Source organism: Rheinheimera gaetbuli (assembly GCF_054781935.1).
This window is the reverse complement of sequence record NZ_BAAGTL010000022.1, coordinates 21,477-40,816: the sequence shown is the minus strand read 5'-3', so window position 1 is coordinate 40,816 and position 19,340 is coordinate 21,477. Positions and strand designations below refer to the sequence as shown.

The following is a 19,340-nucleotide window of genomic DNA, read 5'->3' as shown; positions in this document are numbered from 1 at the left end:
AAGTTGTATAGTTCACTCCTTATACGCGAGGGGTATCACACTGGTTTGCTGTTACAGGGGTTTTATGATTACAGAGTATTGGTTTTATTTGCTTAGCGGGTTATTAACGCTGAATGTTTTACTGTTGCTGTGGCTATTGTTGCGTCGCGCTGATGTTAGCAAGCTGCTCAGCCTGTTTAAGTTAGAACAGATGCAGCAGCAGGCGCAGTTGCACCAGCAGATGCTAGAGCAATTACATAGTCAGCGTCAGCAGCTACAGCAGCAGCAACAGGATCATTTACTGCAGGTATTACAAAAAATAACCGACACCCAGCAAGCGGCACGTTTTGAACTGAGTAAAAACCTGCAGCAGCAAGCCATTATATTGGCTGAGCAGGTAAAACAGCTTACGCAAAGTATCGATCAGCGCTTAAAGGACATTGCCGGTCAGGTAGAGAAGCGCTTAAGTGAAGGCTTTGAAAAAACCAACCAAACCTTTACTGATATTGTAAAACGGCTGGCGCTGATTGATGACGCGCAAAAGAAAATTACCGAGCTGTCCAGCAACGTTGTCAGCTTGCAGGAGGTGTTAGCCGATAAACGATCACGCGGCGCCTTTGGCGAGGTGCAATTAACTGCGCTTATTCGCAATGTGCTGCCGGAGCAGCATTTTTCTTTGCAGCACACATTAAGTAACGGCCGTATTGCCGATTGTATGTTGTTTTTACCCAAACCCAGCGGTGATATTGCCATTGATGCCAAGTTCCCGTTGGAAAGTTATAAAAGGATGACCGATCCGCAATATGGCGCAGAAGAGCGCAAACAAGCGCAGCGCCAGTTTAAGCTGGATATTAAAAAGCATATTAATGATATTGCCGACAAATACATTATTGCCAATGAAACCGCCGACGGTGCCATTATGTTTTTGCCTGCAGAGGCCATCTTTGCCGAGCTGCATGCTTATCACGCCGACATTGTTGAAGAGGCTTACCGGCGCAGGGTATGGCTGACATCACCTACTACCTTAATGGCGGTGCTGACTACAGCTCGCAGCGTACTTAAAGATGATGCTACCCGCCGCCAGGTGCACCTTATTCAGGAGCATTTAATTAAACTGGCTGAAGATTTTGACCGCTTTCGTGGCCGGTTTGATAATCTGGCCAAGCACATTGATCAAGCCGCGACGGATGTTAAGCAAATCCATACTTCAGCACACAAAATAAGCAACAGGTTTAGCCAAATAGAAAAAGTGGAATGGCTGGAAGAAAGCGACTAGGCTGATATTAAGCATATTGCTAAATGTGTCATGCTTTGTAGTAAAGCAGGGAGCCGGTTATGCGAAATGGTTGCTTGGTGTTCTTACTGTTTTTTCAAGGCACTGCGGCCTTTGCTACGCAGCCAATCAGAGCTGTTGTCAGTGAAACCAACACACCACCTTATGCCATTTTTAATGCCGATAAAGTGTTACAAGCCGGTTTAAGTAAAGACATCATTGATGAGCTGGGGCTCAACCTGGGCAGAGCTGTAAGTTACCTGAACTTACCCCGCAGCCGGGTTGAGCCCTGGCTACAAAGCGGCGAAGCAGATTTAGCTTGTTTTCTCAGTCCGGATTGGGTGGCTGAGCCAGACAGCTTGCAATGGACGGCCGCGCTGTTTACCACGCAGCAATTATTGGTAAGGCGTAAAGACAGTGCTGTTATTACCGCAGTGCAGCATCTGGCGGGTAAGCGGGTTGGCACCACCCGCGGCTTTACCTATCCTGAGCTGGAGCAAGTGTTTAAACTTGGTGACGTGATCCGCGATGATGCTCATTCTTTGGAGAGCAATTTGCTGCGGTTAGAGCATGGCAGGTTAGACGTGGTAATGACGGTAGACTTGTCTTATTATTTTTATGTTAATACGTCAGCAGATAATAGTTTTGCGGCTGATCCGCTTTGGTCTGAACCGCCAGCCGTTTACTGTGCCATCAGTAAGCACAACCCCAGACAAGTTATCGAGCTTACAGCCGGCTTTGCCCAATTGGTGCAAAGCGGCTTTATTCAGCAACGGCTGGCATTTTATATGGGCACTAATAGTGCGCAGTCTCCGGTGGCAGAGTATCCGCGTTAATGCCGGGGATCGTCTTTTAAGCGGGGAATTTTTAAACCCAGTTCCTGACCGCGATTACGGGCATAATAAGTACAGCCAATAAACATCATGCTGGCCAGTATTAGTTCTATCAGCGCCAATAATTGGCGCACACCATCACTAACCCATAAGTGCGTCAGGCTGTGCAGAAAATAAATCATTACCACAAAGTTTGCCCAGGCCAGGGTGTAAGCATGGCCTTTGATAATGCCATATAAAGGAAACCATAACGGTAGCCATAGCAGTGTCAACAAAACCCAGGGGTTACCCAGCTCTGGCGGTGCCAGATACAGGATCCACATTGGTTGTAACAGCAATAAGCCGAAAAAACCCAGCCGGCCAAGAAATAAAAAGCGCGCGGTTTGCGCTGACATGGGCACTGCGTTACTACTTTGCATGCTAACCTCGATGTAGTTTTAATTGTGTGCTCAGCTTGCCCAGACGTTTGCCAAAGGCAATTGCCAGTTTCTGCTCGTCCTGGCTAAGTTTATTGTCTGCCAAATGTCCGCTGACATGGCTGGGGCCATAAGGTGTGCCGCCGGTTTTTGTCTGATGTAACTCCGGTTCGCTGTAAGGGATACCGGTTAACAGCATGCCATGATGTAGTAGCGGTAAACTCATGCTGAGCAACGTCGCCTCATTACCGCCATGTAAACTGCCAGATGAGGTAAATACACCAGCAGGTTTGTCTATCAGGTCACCACGTAACCACAGGCCGCTGGTATTATCCCAGAAGACCTTTGCTTCTGCTGCCATATTGCCAAAACGTACCGGACTGCCAAATGCCAGACCATCACAGTCTATGAGCTCTTGCTGTGTTACCTGAGGATGGCGGCTGACTTGTTCTGCCTGCAGTGGTGGAATACTGCGAACCATGGCTGTAGCCTGGGCCTGCTGAACGCCGATAGCGATTTTATCGGCCAGGGCGGCAACAGCACCGTGGCGTGAATAATATAAAATAAGTACGCAGGCTGTCATTATAAAATGGCCAGTACATTACTGGCCGGCCGGCCAATAGCGGCTTTGTTACCGTGTACTACTATCGGCCGCTCTATTAACTTAGGGTTGAGGGCCATGGTACTAATTAACTGTTGTTCACTCAGTGCGGGACTGTCCAGGCCAAGCTCGGTGTATTCAGGCTCTTTGCTGCGTATTAATTGCCGTGCAGTTAAGCCAAGCATGGTCAGCAATGACGTTATTTCCTCTTCTGAAGGTGGTGTTTTCAGGTACTCGACAATATCAATTTTTTCAGCATGCTGAGCTAGCAAGGCTAACGTTTCACGGCTCTTGGAACAGCGTGGATTATGGTAAATTTTTAACATGACATGTCCTGTGTATTAGTTGGTGCTGGGTATTACATGCGGCGCAGCCGATCAAATTCGGTTTGCAGCTGATTTTTCTTAGCTTCCAGGCGCCGGCTTTCCAATTTATCGTCCGCCGTTAGATGGTTTAGTGCTTCGTTAAGATCGTCGATAGCTTTTGGGTAGTTAGCCAATTGATAGCTTAAATCTGCTCTGGCTTCGTAAAACCTGGCCATATCGTCAATAGCTTTGTATGCATCAGACAATAGATCATATGCCAGAATGCTGTCGTTTTTGTAATACAGCAGGTTTTTTAATAAATGTATTGCTAAACGGTTTGCGCCGGATTTCAGCGCGACATTGGCATAGTTAAGTGTGACAACCAGGTTATTAGGGCGAATTAAATACTGTTGTTCCAGCATGCTTAACGCGGTTTGATAAGCTTTAATACCAAGCAAGATATCGGTGTAGACATCAATAAAATATAAATTATGTTCATCTTTTGCCAGCAATTGCTCGATCAGTGGGCGCGCTTTGTCATATTGTTCGCTATCTAATAATGTAATGGCAAGGCCATACTGATTGGCTTTGGTATTACCACCGGGCTCACTGAGTTTTTTACGAAAAAGTTGTTCGGCATCTTTACTGTTATAGTGATACCGAGCCAACACTCTGGCTTTAGCCAGGGTAAAATCCTGGCTATCTGGTATAAAACGTTGCTGGAATTGCTCGGCCCTTAAACGGGTATCACTGACCCTGCTTTGTGACAACGGGTGGGTTTGTAAAAATGCCAGCTGTTGATTTACAAAACGGCTTTGTTCGGTAAGTTTGCGAAAAAATTCTGGCACAGCATAGGGATCAAAACCGGCTTCAGCCAGTATTTGCATCCCAATACGGTCAGCTTCCTGCTCATTGCCTCGGGTAAAATTTATCGCGCTTTGTTGCGCGGCTCCCTGGGCTGCCATCATCGCTGCCATACCTGCTTCGGGGTTTACTGTTGCCAGAACTATGGCGCCGAGTACACCGGCGAGAGTTAAAGGTGCCCGTTGATTTTGCGCTTCGACAAAACGGGCGATATGACGTTGGGTTACATGGGCAATTTCATGTGCCATGACTGAAGCAAATTCACTTTCGCTGTCGGCTACGGCAAGTGTGCCGGTATGAGAGGCAATATTGCCCCCCAGGGTTGCAAACGCATTGATGTTCTTGTTGTTGACCCAGTAAAACTTAAATGGAAACTTTACGTCATTGGCGCGCGCAACCAGACGATTGCCTAACGCATTGATATATTCGTCCAGCAATGGGTCATACACCATAGGCAAGCTGCCGCGGGTTTGGCGCATCATAACGTCGCCAAGCTGCTTTTCTTTTTCCGGGGTGATGGTGTTGAACGCATTACCGCCTAAATCGGGCAGGGCAGCAGTGCCTGATGCCAGTGGCAGTATCAGCATGCAGAATAATACGGCTTTAGTTACTGCAAAAAGAGTCATTGTCTGTACACCTGACTTAAGTTGTATAAGTTTCATTACTGCTGGCTTTGGCTGCTCTGATGACGATAAGTTCCGGCTTCACTGAGCAGTAATCTATCATATATTTCGCTACAACAGGCAGTTAACTGACAAAATGACTTATATCTTCGGTATACTGCAACGCATCTGATTTATTGGTTCTGCTGTGGGAGTTTTTGCATGCTTGATTGGTTAAAAAAATGGTATGCGCATAAGTTTTCAGACCCTCAGGTTGTAACTTTGTTTTTGTTACTGTTGATGGGTTTTATGTCGGTTTACTGGTTAAGTGGCATTTTGGCACCGGTGCTGGTAGCGATTGCTTTTGCTTATCTACTGGAGTGGCCGGTAGTTCGCTTAAGCCGGTTGGGACTATCACGTGCTGTCAGCACTGTCGCTGTTGTGGCAGGGTTTTTGGGGCTGACGGTACTGACGCTGATGTGGATTATCCCCATTTTTTGGTACCAAGGGCGCAATCTGCTGCGTGACTTGCCACAAATGATTGAGCAGGGCCGGAGCTATATGATGGAGTTGCCGGAAAATTTTCCCGGCGTAGTCAGCGTCGAACAGGTAAACATTCTGATGCATTCGGTAGACGAACGCGTAATGACATTCGTCCGCAACATGCTGGAGCTATCTCTTGCGTCGATTGTTGACCTGGTTGCACTGCTGATTTATCTGGTGTTGGTGCCGTTAATGGTATTTTTTATGCTAAAAGACAAGACACAACTGACCGCCAGTTTTGTACAAATTTTGCCGACAGAGCGCAAGTTGATAGGGCAGGTTTGGCATGAAATGAATGCGCAAATTATGAACTACATCCGTGGCAAGATGCTTGAAATCCTTATCGTTGGCAGCGTCAGCTACATTGTATTTGCAATTTTTGGCTTGAACTATCCATTGTTGCTGGGAGTGTTGGTTGGGTTGTCGGTATTGATACCTTATATTGGTGCTGCTGTTGTCACTTTACCTGTGGCGTTAGTGGCGTTTTTTCAGTGGGGGCCAACCGCTGAGTTTGGTTATTTGATGTTGGCATACGGTGTTATTCAAGCGCTGGATGGTAATTTACTCGTGCCACTGTTGTTTTCTGAAGCCGTTGATTTGAATCCGGTGTTTATTATTATTGCTGTGTTGTTTTTCGGTGGTTTGTTTGGTTTTTGGGGAATATTCTTCGCGATACCGCTGGCCTCGTTGGTTAAAGCCACTGTAAATGCCTGGTCGGGCAGGGTGCATCCACATGCAGATGAAACGGAAACACAGCAGTAACGTCTAAGCGTACTGCTGTGTAACTACCAGGAAAAACTTGCGCTGATGCCGGCACTGAATTGACGTCCCGGCGCCGGTTCAATTGCACGGCCATTGCTCTGATTAACAATTACTGAGCCAACATGGGTTTTGTCAGTAAGATTATCCAGTGCCAGCCAGTAGTCCAGTGTCAGTTGCTGCCATTGCTCGCGCTGGCGGGCGCTTACAGAAAAGACTACTGCCGGTGGTGCAGAGTTGCTGTTAGCATCATCCAGATATACCTTGCTGCGATACTGGCTGTGTAATGCTAATACTGTGTCAGTTTGCCACGGCCGGTACTGCAGTTGCCAATGTAATTGGCGACTTGCTACGCCGGGTAAACGCTTGCCATCAAGTATTGCATCAGCAAACTGAGCTGTCAGATAGTGAGCGTTAAGTTGATGCCGAAGATAAGCATTTTGCTGCCAGTTTAGTTGCAGCTCTGTGCCATAACGTTTGGTTTTGGCGGCATTGCGATAGCTGGTGCGACCGCCGGTTGAGCTGTCTACTAACAGTTCATTGTCGGTTGTGATATTAAACAGACTGACACTGCCACTTGTGCTGCTGTATAGCCACTTAATACCGCTTTCCCATTGCCGGTTGGTGCTGGCATCCAATGCCAGATTTACCCCGCTGCCATCACTACGATAGGCAATTTCTGCCAATGTTGGGCTTTCAAAGCCGCGACCGGCACTGACAAAGCCGCTTACGTCATCATGGATCCGATAGCTGAGCCCCAGCGCCAGAGCCTGGTTATAAAAACGTTTACTGCCACTGTCATCCGGGTTATTAGCATTGATAAAGCGGTCGGCAACGGTCAGTTGCAGCTGACTGTAACGCCAGCCTCCCTGCAATTGCCAGCGCTTTGCCGGTTGCCAGTTAAAACGGACGAACATATCCGTATTATCGGCGCTGTCAGTTTGATCGCGGCGCATAGCACCACGTTGGCCAAAGTCATTGACAAAGCCTTGTCTGTCGTCATCGCTTTGTACCACACTTCCGCCCATGCGCAGTTGATAATACGTACCCTGTGCTAGCCGGTAACTGCCGCTGATGCCACTGAAAGTGCGCTGTAAGGCGACTTCACCGCCAGCTGAGGATAGCGCGCTGCCGGTAAAAGCCAGACGCTGGCCGATACTGCGATCGCCAAGCCAACTGCTTAGCTGCCATAGTTCGGTATCACGGTAATCAGTGAGGTTAACGCTGAGCTGGCGATGACGGCTGTGTTTTTCTGTATCAAATAATGTTGCTGCTGCGTTGGTTTGCTGTGGGTCCAGACGCCAGTCAGCGAGGGATAACCCCAGCGGGTCCTGCAACTGTGGATCTCTGGCGTAGTCCAGCCTGGCTGTAAGCTTCGCAGTTTCTGCCAGTGCGGTGCGGTATAGCAATTGGGCCTGTTGCTTTTTAGCTGCAGAGTGCGGGCGGTAGCCCTCAGTGGTAAATTGTTTCAGGGCGGTGCTCAGACTGCTATCACCGCTGACCCAATCAGCATGCAACTGATACTGCCGGTGTTGCCCGCTGCCGGCTACACTGACAGCCAACGCACTTTGTGCCGGGTCTTGACTGTATAGTGAAATAACGCCACCGGAAGCGTTGCCGTAAAGTGCCGCTAACGGCCCCTTTAACACTTCTACCCGGGCTATGTTGTCGAGCAATACACTAGACAGCTGACCCTGGCCATCCGGGGTGGACAGCGGAATGCCGTCCTGTTGTATATGTAAACCGCGGATACCAAAAGCGCTGCGACTACCAAAACCACGAATGCTTATGCGTGTATCTTGGGCAAAGTTGGCCCGACTGTCGGCTTGCACACCGCTGATAGTGTTGAATAATTGTGCGCTGTCGATCAGGATCCCTTGTTCTGGAGCAGTACTCAGTTCAACAGATGCGGGGCTGGCAAGCCAACTTTCACGCTGCTCAGTGGCACTTACAATAATTATTTCAGTGTCGGCCTGTACGCTACGGCTAAATAAATATGGCAACGCCAGGGCCAGCAAGCTCAGCTTGCCGGCATAAGATTTAATGGTCATAAACGTGCTTACTTCGCTGGCGTTAAGCGCAGGATCTCGCCATCAGAACTGTCTGTAAGCAGGTAAACCGCGCCATCCGGGCCTTGCCTCACATCGCGGATACGTTGGCCAATAATTATGCGTTCTTCATGGCTGACTTTATTACCGTCCAGCTCCAACCGAACTAACTGGCCAAACTTTAATGACCCGACTAACAGGTTATTGCTCCAGTGAGTAAATAGCTCAGCGCTATAAAATGCCATACCACTTGGCGCGATTGAAGGCACCCAATAATGCAGTGGTTGCTCAAGGCCATCTTGTTTAGATTTGCCAATAACACCGCCGCCGTATTCTTCACCATAGGTTATAACCGGCCAACCGTAGTTTTTACCTGCTTCAGCAATGTTAATTTCGTCACCGCCCTGTGGCCCGTGTTCGTGGGTCCACAATGCTCCCGTCGTCGGGTGAAGCGCCGCGCCTTGAATATTGCGATGGCCATAAGACCAAATTTCAGCTTTAGCACCGGCTTGCTCAGTAAACGGGTTGCCTTGTGCAGCTGCGCCATCTGTAGTTATCCGCACAACAGTACCGATATGGTTTGCCAGGTTTTGTGCTTCTGCACGCTGGCTACCGCGATCACCCAGGGTGATAAACAAATTACCACTGGTATCAAACACTAAACGGCTACCAAAATGATGACGGGCATTAACTTTAGGCTGTTGGCTAAATACCACGCTGACATTTTCCAACGCGTTATCACCAAGGCTTGCCTTGGCGACTGCGGTGCTGCTACCAGTTGTGCCGGGTTCACTGTAACTGAAATACACGGTATTGCTTGTGGCAAAATCGGGCGCCAGGACAACATCTAATAGACCGCCCTGGCCACTGGCTGCGATATCAGGCAGGCCACTGAGCGTAATTTTTGTTTTGCCGTCCGAACTTAACAGCAACATGCCACCATTACGCTCAGTAACCAGCATGCGGCCATCCGGCAGAAAAGCCATACCCCAAGGGTGCTTCAGACCTGATACAACAGTGTCGATTTGCAAGGTGGTTTTTTCTGTACTGACTGTAGCTGAGTGTGCTGCTGTGCTAAGCAGGGCAAGCAAGCCTGCACTAATAAAGGTTTTTATCATCTGATGCTCCAACACAAAGTTTTATTTTGTGGCTAACCATAGCAAGGTTTATCCAGAATGGCTGTCGTTTGTCGGACCAACCGCCGCCTATATGAGATATAATAATGCTGTCAGCTCAGATAATTCATTACCACCTGATGATGGTCTTTGGTTTTAAAGTTATCGAACACTTGCTCAACTGTGCCGTCTTGTGCAATCAAAAAGCTGATACGATGCAGGCCATCATACACTTTACCCATAAATTTCTTTTCGCCCCACACGCCAAAGGCGTCGGCTATTTTATGGTCTTCATCGGCCAGTAAGGTAAAATTAAGTTTGTCACGTTCAGCAAACTTAGCCAGCCGGGCGACAGCGTCGGTACTTATGCCAACAACTTTAACACCTTTATTTGCCAGCTCAGCATTAACGTCGCGCAGCGCGCACGCTTGTACAGTGCAGCCTGGCGTCATGGCTTTCGGGTAAAAATACACCAGTACACGCTGTTGTTTTAACAATGTTGATAGTTGAACCGGGTTATTGTCTTGGTCCTGTAAGGTAAAATCTGGTGCCGTCGCACCCTTGCTCAGATAATTCATATACTACTCCGAATCAGGTTTGGGCATGAAAACTGCCGGATAAATTCATTTGCTGCAATAAAGCCAGCACATCGGCTTCTATTTGCTCTGGCTGCTCACCTTCTGGTAACTCCAGCGTCATAATGGTGTGCATGCGGGGCTCGGTATCATCAGCAATAGTACTACTGGCTGATTGCAACGATCCAATGTAAATACTGCGGCTGGCAAGTAAACCGGTAATTGTACCTAGCGTGCCGACACGGTCTGGACCGGTGTACTCCAACACGTAGTGTGCAGCCACCGCTTTACGTTTGTGCGCACTGGTACGTTTTGTCATGGTTGTCAGATCAAGTTCTAATCCCAGACCAGGTAGTAAATGTTCAATCCGGCTTATTGCCGCAACATCGCCGGATAACAGCATAATAAAAGTAAATTCACCGCCGAAAATCGCCATACGGCTGTCAATAATATTGCAATTGCAATCGGTTACCAGACGCGCCAGTTTACTGACTATACCGGTACGGTCAGTGCCAATGGCGGTGACGACAAGTTGTTGAGGCATAATTTGAAAATCCAATGAACATCAATTTGTAAGCAGCGCGTATGTCGCCGGTCAAAAGTGTAACATACCGCCAGATTAAGTCATTAGTTTGTCGAAACCACAAGGATGCCTCAGCCGACTTGTGTTTAGTCGGGTGTCTCTTTAACATAGGCGCCCTTATACAACAACAGGGCTGCTTAAAAGATGTTCAGAGGAAGTTGGGTTGCGCTTATTACGCCGATGACAACACAGGGGCATATCGACTACCCCGGCTTACAGCGTTTGGTGGATTTTCATCTTGAAAACGGCACCGAGGGCCTGGTGCTGATGGGCACCACCGGTGAAGCGGCAACCATTTCGTTTGACGAGCAACTGGATGTAATACGTGCAGTTATCGCGCAGGTAAAAGGTCGAATTGCGCTAGTAGCTGGCAACGGTGCAAATGATACCGCCACCGCAGTGGCTAAAACTAAAACGTTGACTGAATTGGGTATCGATGGGTTTTTAACCGTTACGCCATACTATAATAAGCCAACACAGAAGGGGCTGATATTACACTATCAGGCGGTTGCTGCTGCGACAGATAAAGCTGTGCTGTTATACAATGTACCTGGGCGCACAGGAGTGGATATGTTGCCAGAAACGGTAGCAAAGGTAGCTGCAGTTAAAAATATTGTTGGCATTAAAGAAGCGACGGGCAGCATGGTCAGGTTGGCTGAACTTAAGCAACAGTGTCCAACAGACTTTTTACTTTTAAGCGGTGATGATGCCAGCGCCGCAGAATTTATCTTACAAGGCGGCCACGGTGTTATTTCGGTTACCAGCAATGTGGCGCCCAAAGCGATGGCTGAACTCTGTCGCAGTGCGCTTAAAGCCGATGCTGAAAACACTTATCGCATTGATGATACGCTGCAAGCGTTGCACAGGGATTTATTTATTGAGTCTAACCCGATCCCGACTAAGTGGGCATTGAAAAGGATGGGCCTGATTGACAGTGATATGATGCGCTTACCACTCACCCAACTGGAACCAATTCATTGTAGTGTAATCGAACAAGCATTATCGCAGGCTGGCATAGCGTTACCATGAACGTCAGGACTGTAACAACTAACACTAAAACAGTGTTATGCCGCCAAATCAGGAGTAGTAAAGTGCAATATTGGGTTAAGTATAGTGTGTTAGCCAGTGTGATGCTGTCGGGATGTTCTTTATTTCAGCCTGCGCCAGCGCAAAATGCGGAACGAAGCAAGATGCAACCGCTGGTCGTTCCGTCAGGATTGCAAAAGCCTTCGCAGCCCGGTGAGTTTGATATACCTGACGCCTCTGCGAAAGCCGGCTTTATTGATAACCGTTCGCCGGTATTAGTATTGGCGACGGCAGCAAGCAGTAGGGTTGAAGAAGGCGAGCGGCAAAGTCGGGTATGGTTTGATCGTTCTGAAACAACGGGCGATTTAGTGCCGTTTTTACAAACCATTTTGCAAACCCAGTTTGCTGAGCAAGGTGTTTTGTTAACGCCGCAAGATGAGCAAGAACTTGAGTATCATACTGGCTGGATCGGCCGTTCCAGTGAAACCGGTTTTTGGTTTTGGTCTGCAGAAGAAAAAACAGAACAAGCCCGTTTCAAAATCACTATTGAGCCTAAAAGCCATGGCCGCTCAGCGAGCATGTTGGTTACTATGCTTGAACACCACTATTTTACGCCATCGGCCAGTTTGGCTGCCAATGATGTAAAGCGGCAGGAAGTAGCTTTGCTTAACCAGATAATTGACCGCGTGGGTAAAGAAGAAATCGTCTATGCAATAGCAAACAAGGCTAAAGCCCCAGATGTGGCGCTGGAACCTGGAATGGACGCTGAAGGTAACCCTGCGCTGCTGACAACACAACCATTGGATGTGACTTGGTCACAATTGGAAGCGTTGTTTAGTGAGCTGGATTTAACTGTAACCGATCGTAACCGTTCCGCTTACACTTTCTATCTTAACTATGAAAAAACCACACCCGGCTTATGGTCTAAGTTGTGGGGCTCTGCATCAAAGCCAGTGTTACCTGTGCCTGCCGGGGAATATCAATTGGTGTTAAGTCGTAGCAGTAATCTGACGGCATTAAGTTTACGTGATAAAGACGGTGGACAGCTGGATGCTGAAACCGTGCTGGCGTTGCATGAACCTTTTGTTCAGGCGATACGTCTTGCCCAGATTGATTTGTAATATTTAAACCGCTAAAGCCACCCTGTGGTGGCAGTGCTTTGTGGCCAGCCGAAGGACTTGTGCAATGAAAAGCCTATATCAACGAGTACTGCTGTGTCTGGCAATACTGCTATCGCAGGCATTGTCTGCCGGGCAGGTTAACGATTTGTATCAGGCAGACGTTGCTGCTACCTCATCAGCATCAGTATGGCAGCAAGACGCCTTTCGCCAGGTGCTGGCCAAAGTTTCTGGCCAGGAAAACATTTATCAGCAGGCGCAGATTAAAGAGGAAATGCGCCGGGCCGCCGGTTACATAAAACAATTTGAAGCTTTACGCAGTGCCGATGGCAACCGGATGCGGGTGTTGCTGGACGCCGGTAAAGTTAATCAGTTACTGCAGCAAAATAATATTGCTGTATGGGGCGCGTTGCGGCCGGATATTCTGATTTGGTTAGTTGAACAGCAGGGTTCACAGCGACAGTTTGTGCGACAAAGCACGCACCCGGCTAATCAGGCGCTGCAGCAAGCTTTTACGCAGACGGCTTTGCCACTGCTGCTGCCATTGTACGACATAGATGATTTACTGAGCCTGAGTGAGACAGATGTTTGGGCTGGGTTCTGGCAACCGTTGGATCAGGCCAGTGCACGTTACAAGGCTGACGTAGTCATTGCTGCTACGCTCGAGCAACTGCAACAAGATGCTGACGTATTATATCGTCTGACCTGGCAGCGCAATTATAATGGCCGCGTACAACGTGATGAAGTCAGTGCAGCAAATGAAACAGCGTTGATGCAGGCTTTTGCCTGGAAATTAGCGCAACAACTGGCGGCAAACTACGCTACTGTATTGTCGGCAACGCCTTCGCAGTTTGTGCTGCAAATAAATGGCCTAATGGATTTGGCTAGCCTGGTGCAGGTACAAAAAATACTGCAACAGTTAGTCGGCGTATCTGGCGTCACTATTAGTGCCTATCAAAATGGCTGTGCCCGCTATACGCTTAATAGCGGTATAGATGCTACGGGGCTACTAAGTGCTCTGAGATTTAATCCGCAGCTGCGCTTGAAACCTCAGCCAAATGAGCTACAACTTGATTTGTCAGTTGTGCCGGTATTGGCGACATTGGAGTATACAAAGCTTTGATGCAGCCTTTGCAATATACACTGGCGGTGACCTTACCAGAAGATGAAACGTTGGACAGTTTTTATGCTGCAGGTCAGTCTGCGGCCGTGGCTTTTTTAAAAAGCTATTTATTATTACCGCAACAGCAACGACCAGTGTATTTGTTTGGTGCCAGTGGCAGTGGCAAATCCCATCTTTTGTATGCCAGCTGCGTACAGGCGCAAGAGCAGGGGTTAACCAGCCAGTTGGTAACTCTGGATGACTGCCGCAGTTTAAACCCGCGGTTGTTGGATGATTTAGAGCAGTTGGATTTAGTCTGCCTGGATAACATTCAGGCTATTGCCGGTGAGTTAAGCTGGCAAACAGCAGTGTTTGATTTATACAACCGGATGCAAGAGCAAGGTAAAGCATTACTGATCGTTGGCAATGAGCCGCCGCCTATGCTCGGCTTACAACTGGCTGATCTGGTGTCGCGTTTACAAGCGTGCACAGCATTTCAGCTGCGGTTATTAACCGACGATGACAAGCAAAAGCTGCTGCAGCAAAAAGCCCGCTTGCGCGGTATGGACTTGCCCGATGAGGTAGCGCGTTATCTGCTAAACCATCAGGATCGTGACATTCGCGCGCTGGTATCTACTCTGGATAAGCTGGATAAAGCCAGCATAGTGCACCAGCGCAAGCTAACGATTCCCTTCCTGAAAGAAATTTTGCAGTAAAATCACTGCAAATTGTCGAAAAAATGCCACAGTAGCATGCGTTTAGCCGCTATTCTGGTGTATCATTACCGGCTTTGACATCCTGTAAATACCAGCTGGTTTGAGGACACAGATGAACCTGACAGCAATATTGGACAACGCCTTAGCGGCTGTTGCTGATGCCAATGATATAGCTACTCTGGAAACTATCCGGGTAGAGTTTCTGGGCAAAAAAGGCAGCATTACCGAATTATTAAAATCGCTCGGTGCTATGGACCCGGAACAGCGTAAGCAGGCCGGTGCTGAAATTAATGATCTGAAGCAAAAAGTTCAGGACGTGCTGAATGACAAGCGCGATGCACTGCAACATGCGCAACTGGCCGCTAAGCTGGCACAGGAACAAATAGATGTGACTTTGCCTGGCCGCACGCTGGAAACCGGCGGTTTACACCCGGTTACCCGCACTATTGAACGTATCAATACGTTTTTTGCTGAGCTGGGCTTTGAAGTAAAACATGGACCGGAAATTGAAGATGATTTTCATAACTTTGATGCACTGAATATTCCCGAGCACCATCCGGCACGTGCTGATCATGACACCTTTTACTTTAACCCCAAACTGATGTTGCGTACGCAAACCTCGGGTGTACAAATTCGCACTATGGAGCAGCAGCAACCACCATTGCGTATCATTTCACCCGGCCGGGTATATCGTAACGATTACGATCAAACGCATACGCCAATGTTCCATCAGGTTGAAGGTTTAATGGTTGATACCAAGGTTAGCTTTACTGAGCTAAAGGGTATTTTACATGACTTTTTGCATAACTTTTTTGAAGAAGACTTACAGATCCGCTTTCGGCCCTCTTTTTTCCCGTTTACAGAGCCTTCAGCAGAAGTGGATGTAATGGGTAAAAACGGCAAATGGCTCGAAGTGCTTGGTTGTGGCATGGTGCATCCGAATGTATTGCGCTCAGTAGGTATTGATCCCGATGTATACAGCGGCTTCGCTTTTGGTATGGGGGTTGAGCGCCTGACCATGTTGCGTTATGGCGTCACCGATTTACGCGCGTTCTTTGAAAACGATTTACGTTTTTTAAAACAGTTCAGATAAGTGGAGTTTAGCTAGATGAAATTCAGTGAAGCCTGGTTACGGCAATGGGTCAACCCAGCTATTGATAGCAACACCTTATCTGAACAGTTGTCGATGGCCGGTCTGGAAGTAGACGGCATTGAGCCTGTTGCCGGCGAGTTTAGCGGTGTTGTCGTAGGGGAAGTGGTTGATTGTATTCAACACCCGGATGCTGACAAACTGCAGGTAACCAAAGTAAATATTGGTGCAGATGAACTGTTAGACATTGTCTGTGGCGCGAAAAACTGCCGCCTGGGGTTAAAGGTCGCAGTGGCAACGGTAGGCGCAGTGTTGCCCGGCGATTTTGTGATTAAAAAAGCTAAACTACGTGGCCAGCCGTCTAATGGTATGTTGTGCTCATTATCAGAGCTTGGTATGGCTGATTCCTCCGACGGCATTATTGAACTGCCACAAGATGCTCCGATAGGGCAGAGTATCCGTCAATATCTTGAGTTGGACGACCGTATTATTGAGGTGGATTTAACACCAAATCGGGCGGACTGTCTGGGTATTAAAGGCTTGGCACGTGAAGTTGGCGTATTGAATAAACTAGATGTATGCCAACCCATCATTGAGCCGGTTGTAGCAAGCCATAATGACAGCAGAGCTATTACGCTGGCGGCGCCGGATGCATGTCCCCGCTACCTGGGCCGTGTGGTGCGCAATGTTAATGTCAACGCACCAAGCCCGTTGTGGCTGACAGAAAAACTACGCCGTTGTGGCGTGCGCAGTATTGATGCGGTAGTCGATATAACTAACTATGTACTGTTGGAACTAGGCCACCCGATGCATGCCTTTGATCTGGCAAAAATTGATGGTGATATTACCGTGCGTTTGGCGGCAGAAGGCGAGAAGCTGGTGTTGTTGGATGAAAGCGAAGTTACGCTTAAAGCCAATACCTTATTAATTGCTGATAGCAGCAAGGCGTTGGCAATGGCCGGTATTTTTGGTGGTTTGCACAGCGGTGTAACCGGTGAAACTCAGGATATTTTTCTTGAAAGTGCCTTTTTTGCACCGCTGGCAATTGCCGGAAAGGCACGACAGTATGGCTTGCACACTGATGCCTCGCACCGCTACGAGCGTGGTGTTGACCCACAGCTGCAGCATATTGCAATGCAGCGGGCAACAGCGTTGTTATTGCAGATCTGCGGTGGTGAAGCGGGTCCGGTCGTTGAAGCAGTATCTGAAGCACACTTGCTTAAGGCGGCAGAGATAAGCCTGACTGAAGCCAAGTTAGCGCGAATTTTAGGTATTGGCATTGCAAAAGACGAGGTGAGCGCGATTTTTAGCCGTTTAGGTCTTGATGTTGCTGTCACGCCTGATGGCTGGCAGGTAAAGGTACCCGGGTATAGGTTTGATATCAGTATTGCCGAAGATTTAATTGAAGAAGTAGCGCGGGTTTACGGTTACAACAATATTCCGAACGTAGCACCACAGGCTAACTTAAAAATGCGCAGTTTTAACGAAGCTGAGCTTAACGTACAGCGATTGCGCACAGTGTTGGTAGACCGTGGCTATCAGGAAGCGATTACTTATAGTTTCGTTGACCCCAAAGTGCAACAACAGTTGTTTCCTCAGCAACCGGCTTTGGTGCTACCCAATCCAATTTCGGCAGATATGTCGGCCATGCGGCTTAATTTGTGGCCGGGTTTGCTGCAAACCGTGCAATATAACCAAAACCGTCAGCAAAACCGGGTAAGATTATTTGAATATGGCCTGAAGTTTATTCCGGATGCGAAAGCCGAAGGTGGCGTGCGTCAGATCGCGGTAATAGGCGGTGTTATTGTTGGTAGTATGCACAATGAACACTGGAACATGGAAAACCGTAACGCCGACTTCTATGATATTAAAGGTGATGTTGAAGCTTTGTTAGCGCAAACGTCGGCTTCAGAGCAGTTTCGTTTTGTTGGCGCACAACACAGCGCTTTACATCCTGGCCAGACGGCGGCAATTTATCGTGCTGAGCAACAGGTTGGTTTTGTTGGTGCTCTGCACCCGGAAATTGAGCGCAAGCTTGGGCTTAAGGGTAAAGTATACCTGTTTGAGCTTGACGTGGCGGCGCTTGGTTTACGCGATATTGTCCAGGCGCGCGAGTTGTCAAAATACCCGGCTAACCGTCGCGATTTAGCAATTGTTGTTAAATCAGACGTGCGTTTTGCCGATGTTGCTGCTACGATAAGAAAAGTTGGCGAAAATCAACTAGTTGACCTAAAATTGTTTGACGTATACACAGGACCAGGTGTGGCAGAGGGTTTTAAATCGTTAGCCATAGCTCTGACCCTGCAGGATTTAGCGCGTACCCTGGAGGATAAAGATATCCAACAGTTGGTAAATCAAGTAGTTAGCGCGCTTGGAGAAGAGTTCAACGCAACGTTGAGGGATTAAGAATGGCGCTTACCAAAGCCGATTTAGCAGAACGTCTGTTTACAAAATTTGGTGTTAGCAAACGCGATGCCAAATTGATAGTGGAAGCTTTTTTCGAAGAGATCCGCACTGCACTTGAAGCGGGAGATCAGGTGAAGTTATCTGGCTTTGGCAATTTTGACCTGCGGGTTAAAAACGAGCGGCCGGGGCGTAACCCGAAAACCGGTGAAGATATTCCGATCTCTGCCCGTTGTGTGGTGACATTCCGACCAGGGCAGAAGTTAAAGTCGCGGGTCGAGCTTGGCACCAGCAAAAAGTAAGCAGGGTGGCTAAATACAAAAAAACGGCAAGTTGTGCAGGCAGCTTGCCGTTTTTTTATGCGGTCAGTTCAGGGTGGTGCTTTTTTGCGATCCAAAAGCGGCGTACTACAGTATTAGCAGTATAAGAATATGAGTTAAAACGTTTATGGCAATAAAAGTTGGTATCAGCAGTTGTTTGCTTGGTCAAAAAGTACGCTTTGACGGTGGACATAAGGCCTCTGCATTTTGTATGCAGCAGCTCTCAGAGCAGGTTCAGTATATTGCAGTGTGTCCGGAAATGGCCATTGGTATGTCAGCGCCTCGTCCGGCTATTCGCTTACAGCGTCAGGACAGCAATCAAATTCATCTGGTGCAAAGTAATGACAGTAGTATCGACCATACTCAGGCGATGCAGGAATTTTGCGACAGTAAACTACCACAATTAGCTGCCTTAAGTGGCTATATTGTTTGCGCCAAATCCCCTACTTGCGGGATGGAAAGAGTGCGGCTGTTTGATGAAAACGGTGCTCAGTTAGGCAAAGTGGGTGTAGGGCTTTACACCCGACAATTAATGCAGCGCTATCCGTGGTTGCCAGTAGAAGAAGATGGTCGTTTGTTTGATCCGGCACTAAAAGAAAACTTTATTTGCCGGTTGTTCAGTTGCCATGATTATCAGCAAAGTATGTCGGACGGTTTTAGTGTCGGTAAGTTGGTGGCATTTCACAGCCGATACAAATTCTTGATTATGGCACACAGCCCTGTCGCCTACAGAGAGCTTGGCCGCTTGGTGGCTCAAGCCAAGCTGTTTGACCCCACAGAGCTACAACAACGCTATTTGGTCGATTTGATGCAAGCGTTGAAAAATATTGCCAGTCGCAAGCAACATGCCAATGTATTGCAACATTTGCAGGGCTTTTTAAAACATGGTTTAACTACAGAGGCGAAGCAGGAGTTGTCTGATCTGATCCAGCGCTACCGCAAGGGGTTTATACCTATTTTGGCCCCTATTACGTTATTGCAACATCATTTGAAACAGCACCCGAACGCCTATATTAGTAACCAACGTTACTTTGCGCCTTATCCAGAAAACCTGGGGTTACGTGCCTGA

19 protein-coding genes are annotated in these 19,340 nt (G+C 48.1%); 11 read left to right on the top strand and 8 right to left on the bottom strand.

What is annotated here, in order from left to right:
- Window positions 1–64 precede the first annotated feature (64 nt).
- Window positions 65–1,255, top strand: coding sequence for a DNA recombination protein RmuC (locus tag ACYVIC_RS13270; protein ID WP_460860660.1), 1,191 nt, complete (start codon window positions 65–67; stop codon window positions 1,253–1,255).
- Window positions 1,256–1,314: 59 nt separating this feature from the next.
- The gene (locus ACYVIC_RS13265; RefSeq protein WP_460860658.1) at window positions 1,315–2,088 is read left to right on the top strand and encodes a substrate-binding periplasmic protein; all 774 of its coding nucleotides are present in this window, start codon (window positions 1,315–1,317) and stop codon (window positions 2,086–2,088) included.
- Here ACYVIC_RS13265 and ACYVIC_RS13260 read toward each other — a convergent pair.
- Genes ACYVIC_RS13260 through bepA form a run of 4 tightly spaced genes read right to left on the bottom strand, consistent with a single transcriptional unit; the run spans window position 2,085 to window position 4,897 of the window.
- On the bottom strand, window positions 2,085–2,480 hold the full coding sequence (locus tag ACYVIC_RS13260; protein WP_460860656.1) for a DUF2069 domain-containing protein: 396 nt from the start codon (window positions 2,478–2,480) through the stop codon (window positions 2,085–2,087). The two genes, ACYVIC_RS13265 and ACYVIC_RS13260, sit on opposite strands and share 4 nt — an antisense overlap.
- Window positions 2,481–2,505: 25 nt before the next feature.
- The gene (wrbA, locus tag ACYVIC_RS13255) at window positions 2,506–3,084 is read right to left on the bottom strand and encodes an NAD(P)H:quinone oxidoreductase (protein ID WP_460860654.1); all 579 of its coding nucleotides are present in this window, start codon (window positions 3,082–3,084) and stop codon (window positions 2,506–2,508) included.
- Window positions 3,084–3,428 (bottom strand): arsenate reductase (glutaredoxin), encoded by a 345-nt coding sequence (arsC, locus tag ACYVIC_RS13250; RefSeq protein ID WP_460860652.1) that lies wholly within the window; start codon window positions 3,426–3,428, stop codon window positions 3,084–3,086. The genes wrbA and arsC overlap by 1 nt, the downstream gene beginning before the upstream one ends.
- A 32-nt stretch (window positions 3,429–3,460) precedes the next feature.
- Complete coding sequence (gene bepA, locus ACYVIC_RS13245; RefSeq protein ID WP_460860651.1) at window positions 3,461–4,897, bottom strand: beta-barrel assembly-enhancing protease; 1,437 nt, start codon at window positions 4,895–4,897, stop codon at window positions 3,461–3,463.
- 198 nt (window positions 4,898–5,095) lie between these two features.
- Here bepA and ACYVIC_RS13240 point away from each other — a divergent pair, with 198 nt between their 5' ends.
- Window positions 5,096–6,178 carry an AI-2E family transporter gene (locus ACYVIC_RS13240; RefSeq protein WP_460860649.1) on the top strand — a complete coding sequence of 361 codons (1,083 nt, stop codon included), beginning with the start codon at window positions 5,096–5,098 and terminating at the stop codon, window positions 6,176–6,178.
- Between the two features lie 23 nt (window positions 6,179–6,201).
- Here ACYVIC_RS13240 and ACYVIC_RS13235 read toward each other — a convergent pair whose 3' ends face one another.
- The 4 genes from ACYVIC_RS13235 to ACYVIC_RS13220 all read right to left on the bottom strand — a co-directional run bounded on the left by ACYVIC_RS13235 (window position 6,202) and on the right by ACYVIC_RS13220 (window position 10,457).
- Window positions 6,202–8,226 carry a TonB-dependent receptor family protein gene (locus ACYVIC_RS13235; RefSeq protein ID WP_460860647.1) on the bottom strand — a complete coding sequence of 675 codons (2,025 nt, stop codon included), beginning with the start codon at window positions 8,224–8,226 and terminating at the stop codon, window positions 6,202–6,204.
- 8 nt (window positions 8,227–8,234) lie between these two features.
- Window positions 8,235–9,341: a PQQ-dependent sugar dehydrogenase gene (locus ACYVIC_RS13230; RefSeq protein WP_460860645.1), complete on the bottom strand. Its 1,107-nt coding sequence runs from the start codon at window positions 9,339–9,341 to the stop codon at window positions 8,235–8,237.
- Window positions 9,342–9,451: 110 nt separating this feature from the next.
- Window positions 9,452–9,916, bottom strand: coding sequence for a thioredoxin-dependent thiol peroxidase (bcp, locus tag ACYVIC_RS13225; protein WP_460860643.1), 465 nt, complete (start codon window positions 9,914–9,916; stop codon window positions 9,452–9,454).
- A gap of 13 nt (window positions 9,917–9,929) precedes the next feature.
- The gene (locus ACYVIC_RS13220; RefSeq protein WP_460860641.1) at window positions 9,930–10,457 is read right to left on the bottom strand and encodes a glycine cleavage system transcriptional repressor; all 528 of its coding nucleotides are present in this window, start codon (window positions 10,455–10,457) and stop codon (window positions 9,930–9,932) included.
- A gap of 183 nt (window positions 10,458–10,640) precedes the next feature.
- On the opposite strand from ACYVIC_RS13220, the gene dapA reads away from it, so the two are divergent.
- From dapA to ACYVIC_RS13180, 8 genes are all read left to right on the top strand, one after another.
- Window positions 10,641–11,525, top strand: a complete 885-nt coding sequence (gene dapA / locus ACYVIC_RS13215; protein ID WP_460860640.1) for a 4-hydroxy-tetrahydrodipicolinate synthase — start codon at window positions 10,641–10,643, stop codon at window positions 11,523–11,525.
- Between the two features lie 161 nt (window positions 11,526–11,686).
- Window positions 11,687–12,643: an outer membrane protein assembly factor BamC gene (gene bamC / locus ACYVIC_RS13210; protein ID WP_460860638.1), complete on the top strand. Its 957-nt coding sequence runs from the start codon at window positions 11,687–11,689 to the stop codon at window positions 12,641–12,643.
- Between the two features lie 64 nt (window positions 12,644–12,707).
- Complete coding sequence (locus ACYVIC_RS13205; protein WP_460860636.1) at window positions 12,708–13,763, top strand: DUF2066 domain-containing protein; 1,056 nt, start codon at window positions 12,708–12,710, stop codon at window positions 13,761–13,763.
- Complete coding sequence (gene hda / locus ACYVIC_RS13200; RefSeq protein ID WP_460860691.1) at window positions 13,763–14,458, top strand: DnaA regulatory inactivator Hda; 696 nt, start codon at window positions 13,763–13,765, stop codon at window positions 14,456–14,458. Before ACYVIC_RS13205 ends, hda begins: the two co-directional genes overlap by 1 nt.
- A 112-nt stretch (window positions 14,459–14,570) precedes the next feature.
- The gene (gene pheS, locus ACYVIC_RS13195; RefSeq protein ID WP_460860635.1) at window positions 14,571–15,551 is read left to right on the top strand and encodes a phenylalanine--tRNA ligase subunit alpha; all 981 of its coding nucleotides are present in this window, start codon (window positions 14,571–14,573) and stop codon (window positions 15,549–15,551) included.
- 15 nt (window positions 15,552–15,566) lie between these two features.
- Window positions 15,567–17,954 (top strand): phenylalanine--tRNA ligase subunit beta, encoded by a 2,388-nt coding sequence (gene pheT, locus ACYVIC_RS13190; protein ID WP_460860633.1) that lies wholly within the window; start codon window positions 15,567–15,569, stop codon window positions 17,952–17,954.
- A gap of 2 nt (window positions 17,955–17,956) precedes the next feature.
- Window positions 17,957–18,253: an integration host factor subunit alpha gene (locus tag ACYVIC_RS13185; RefSeq protein WP_335736715.1), complete on the top strand. Its 297-nt coding sequence runs from the start codon at window positions 17,957–17,959 to the stop codon at window positions 18,251–18,253.
- A 145-nt stretch (window positions 18,254–18,398) separates the two neighbouring features.
- On the top strand, window positions 18,399–19,340 hold the full coding sequence (locus ACYVIC_RS13180; RefSeq protein ID WP_460860631.1) for a YbgA family protein: 942 nt from the start codon (window positions 18,399–18,401) through the stop codon (window positions 19,338–19,340).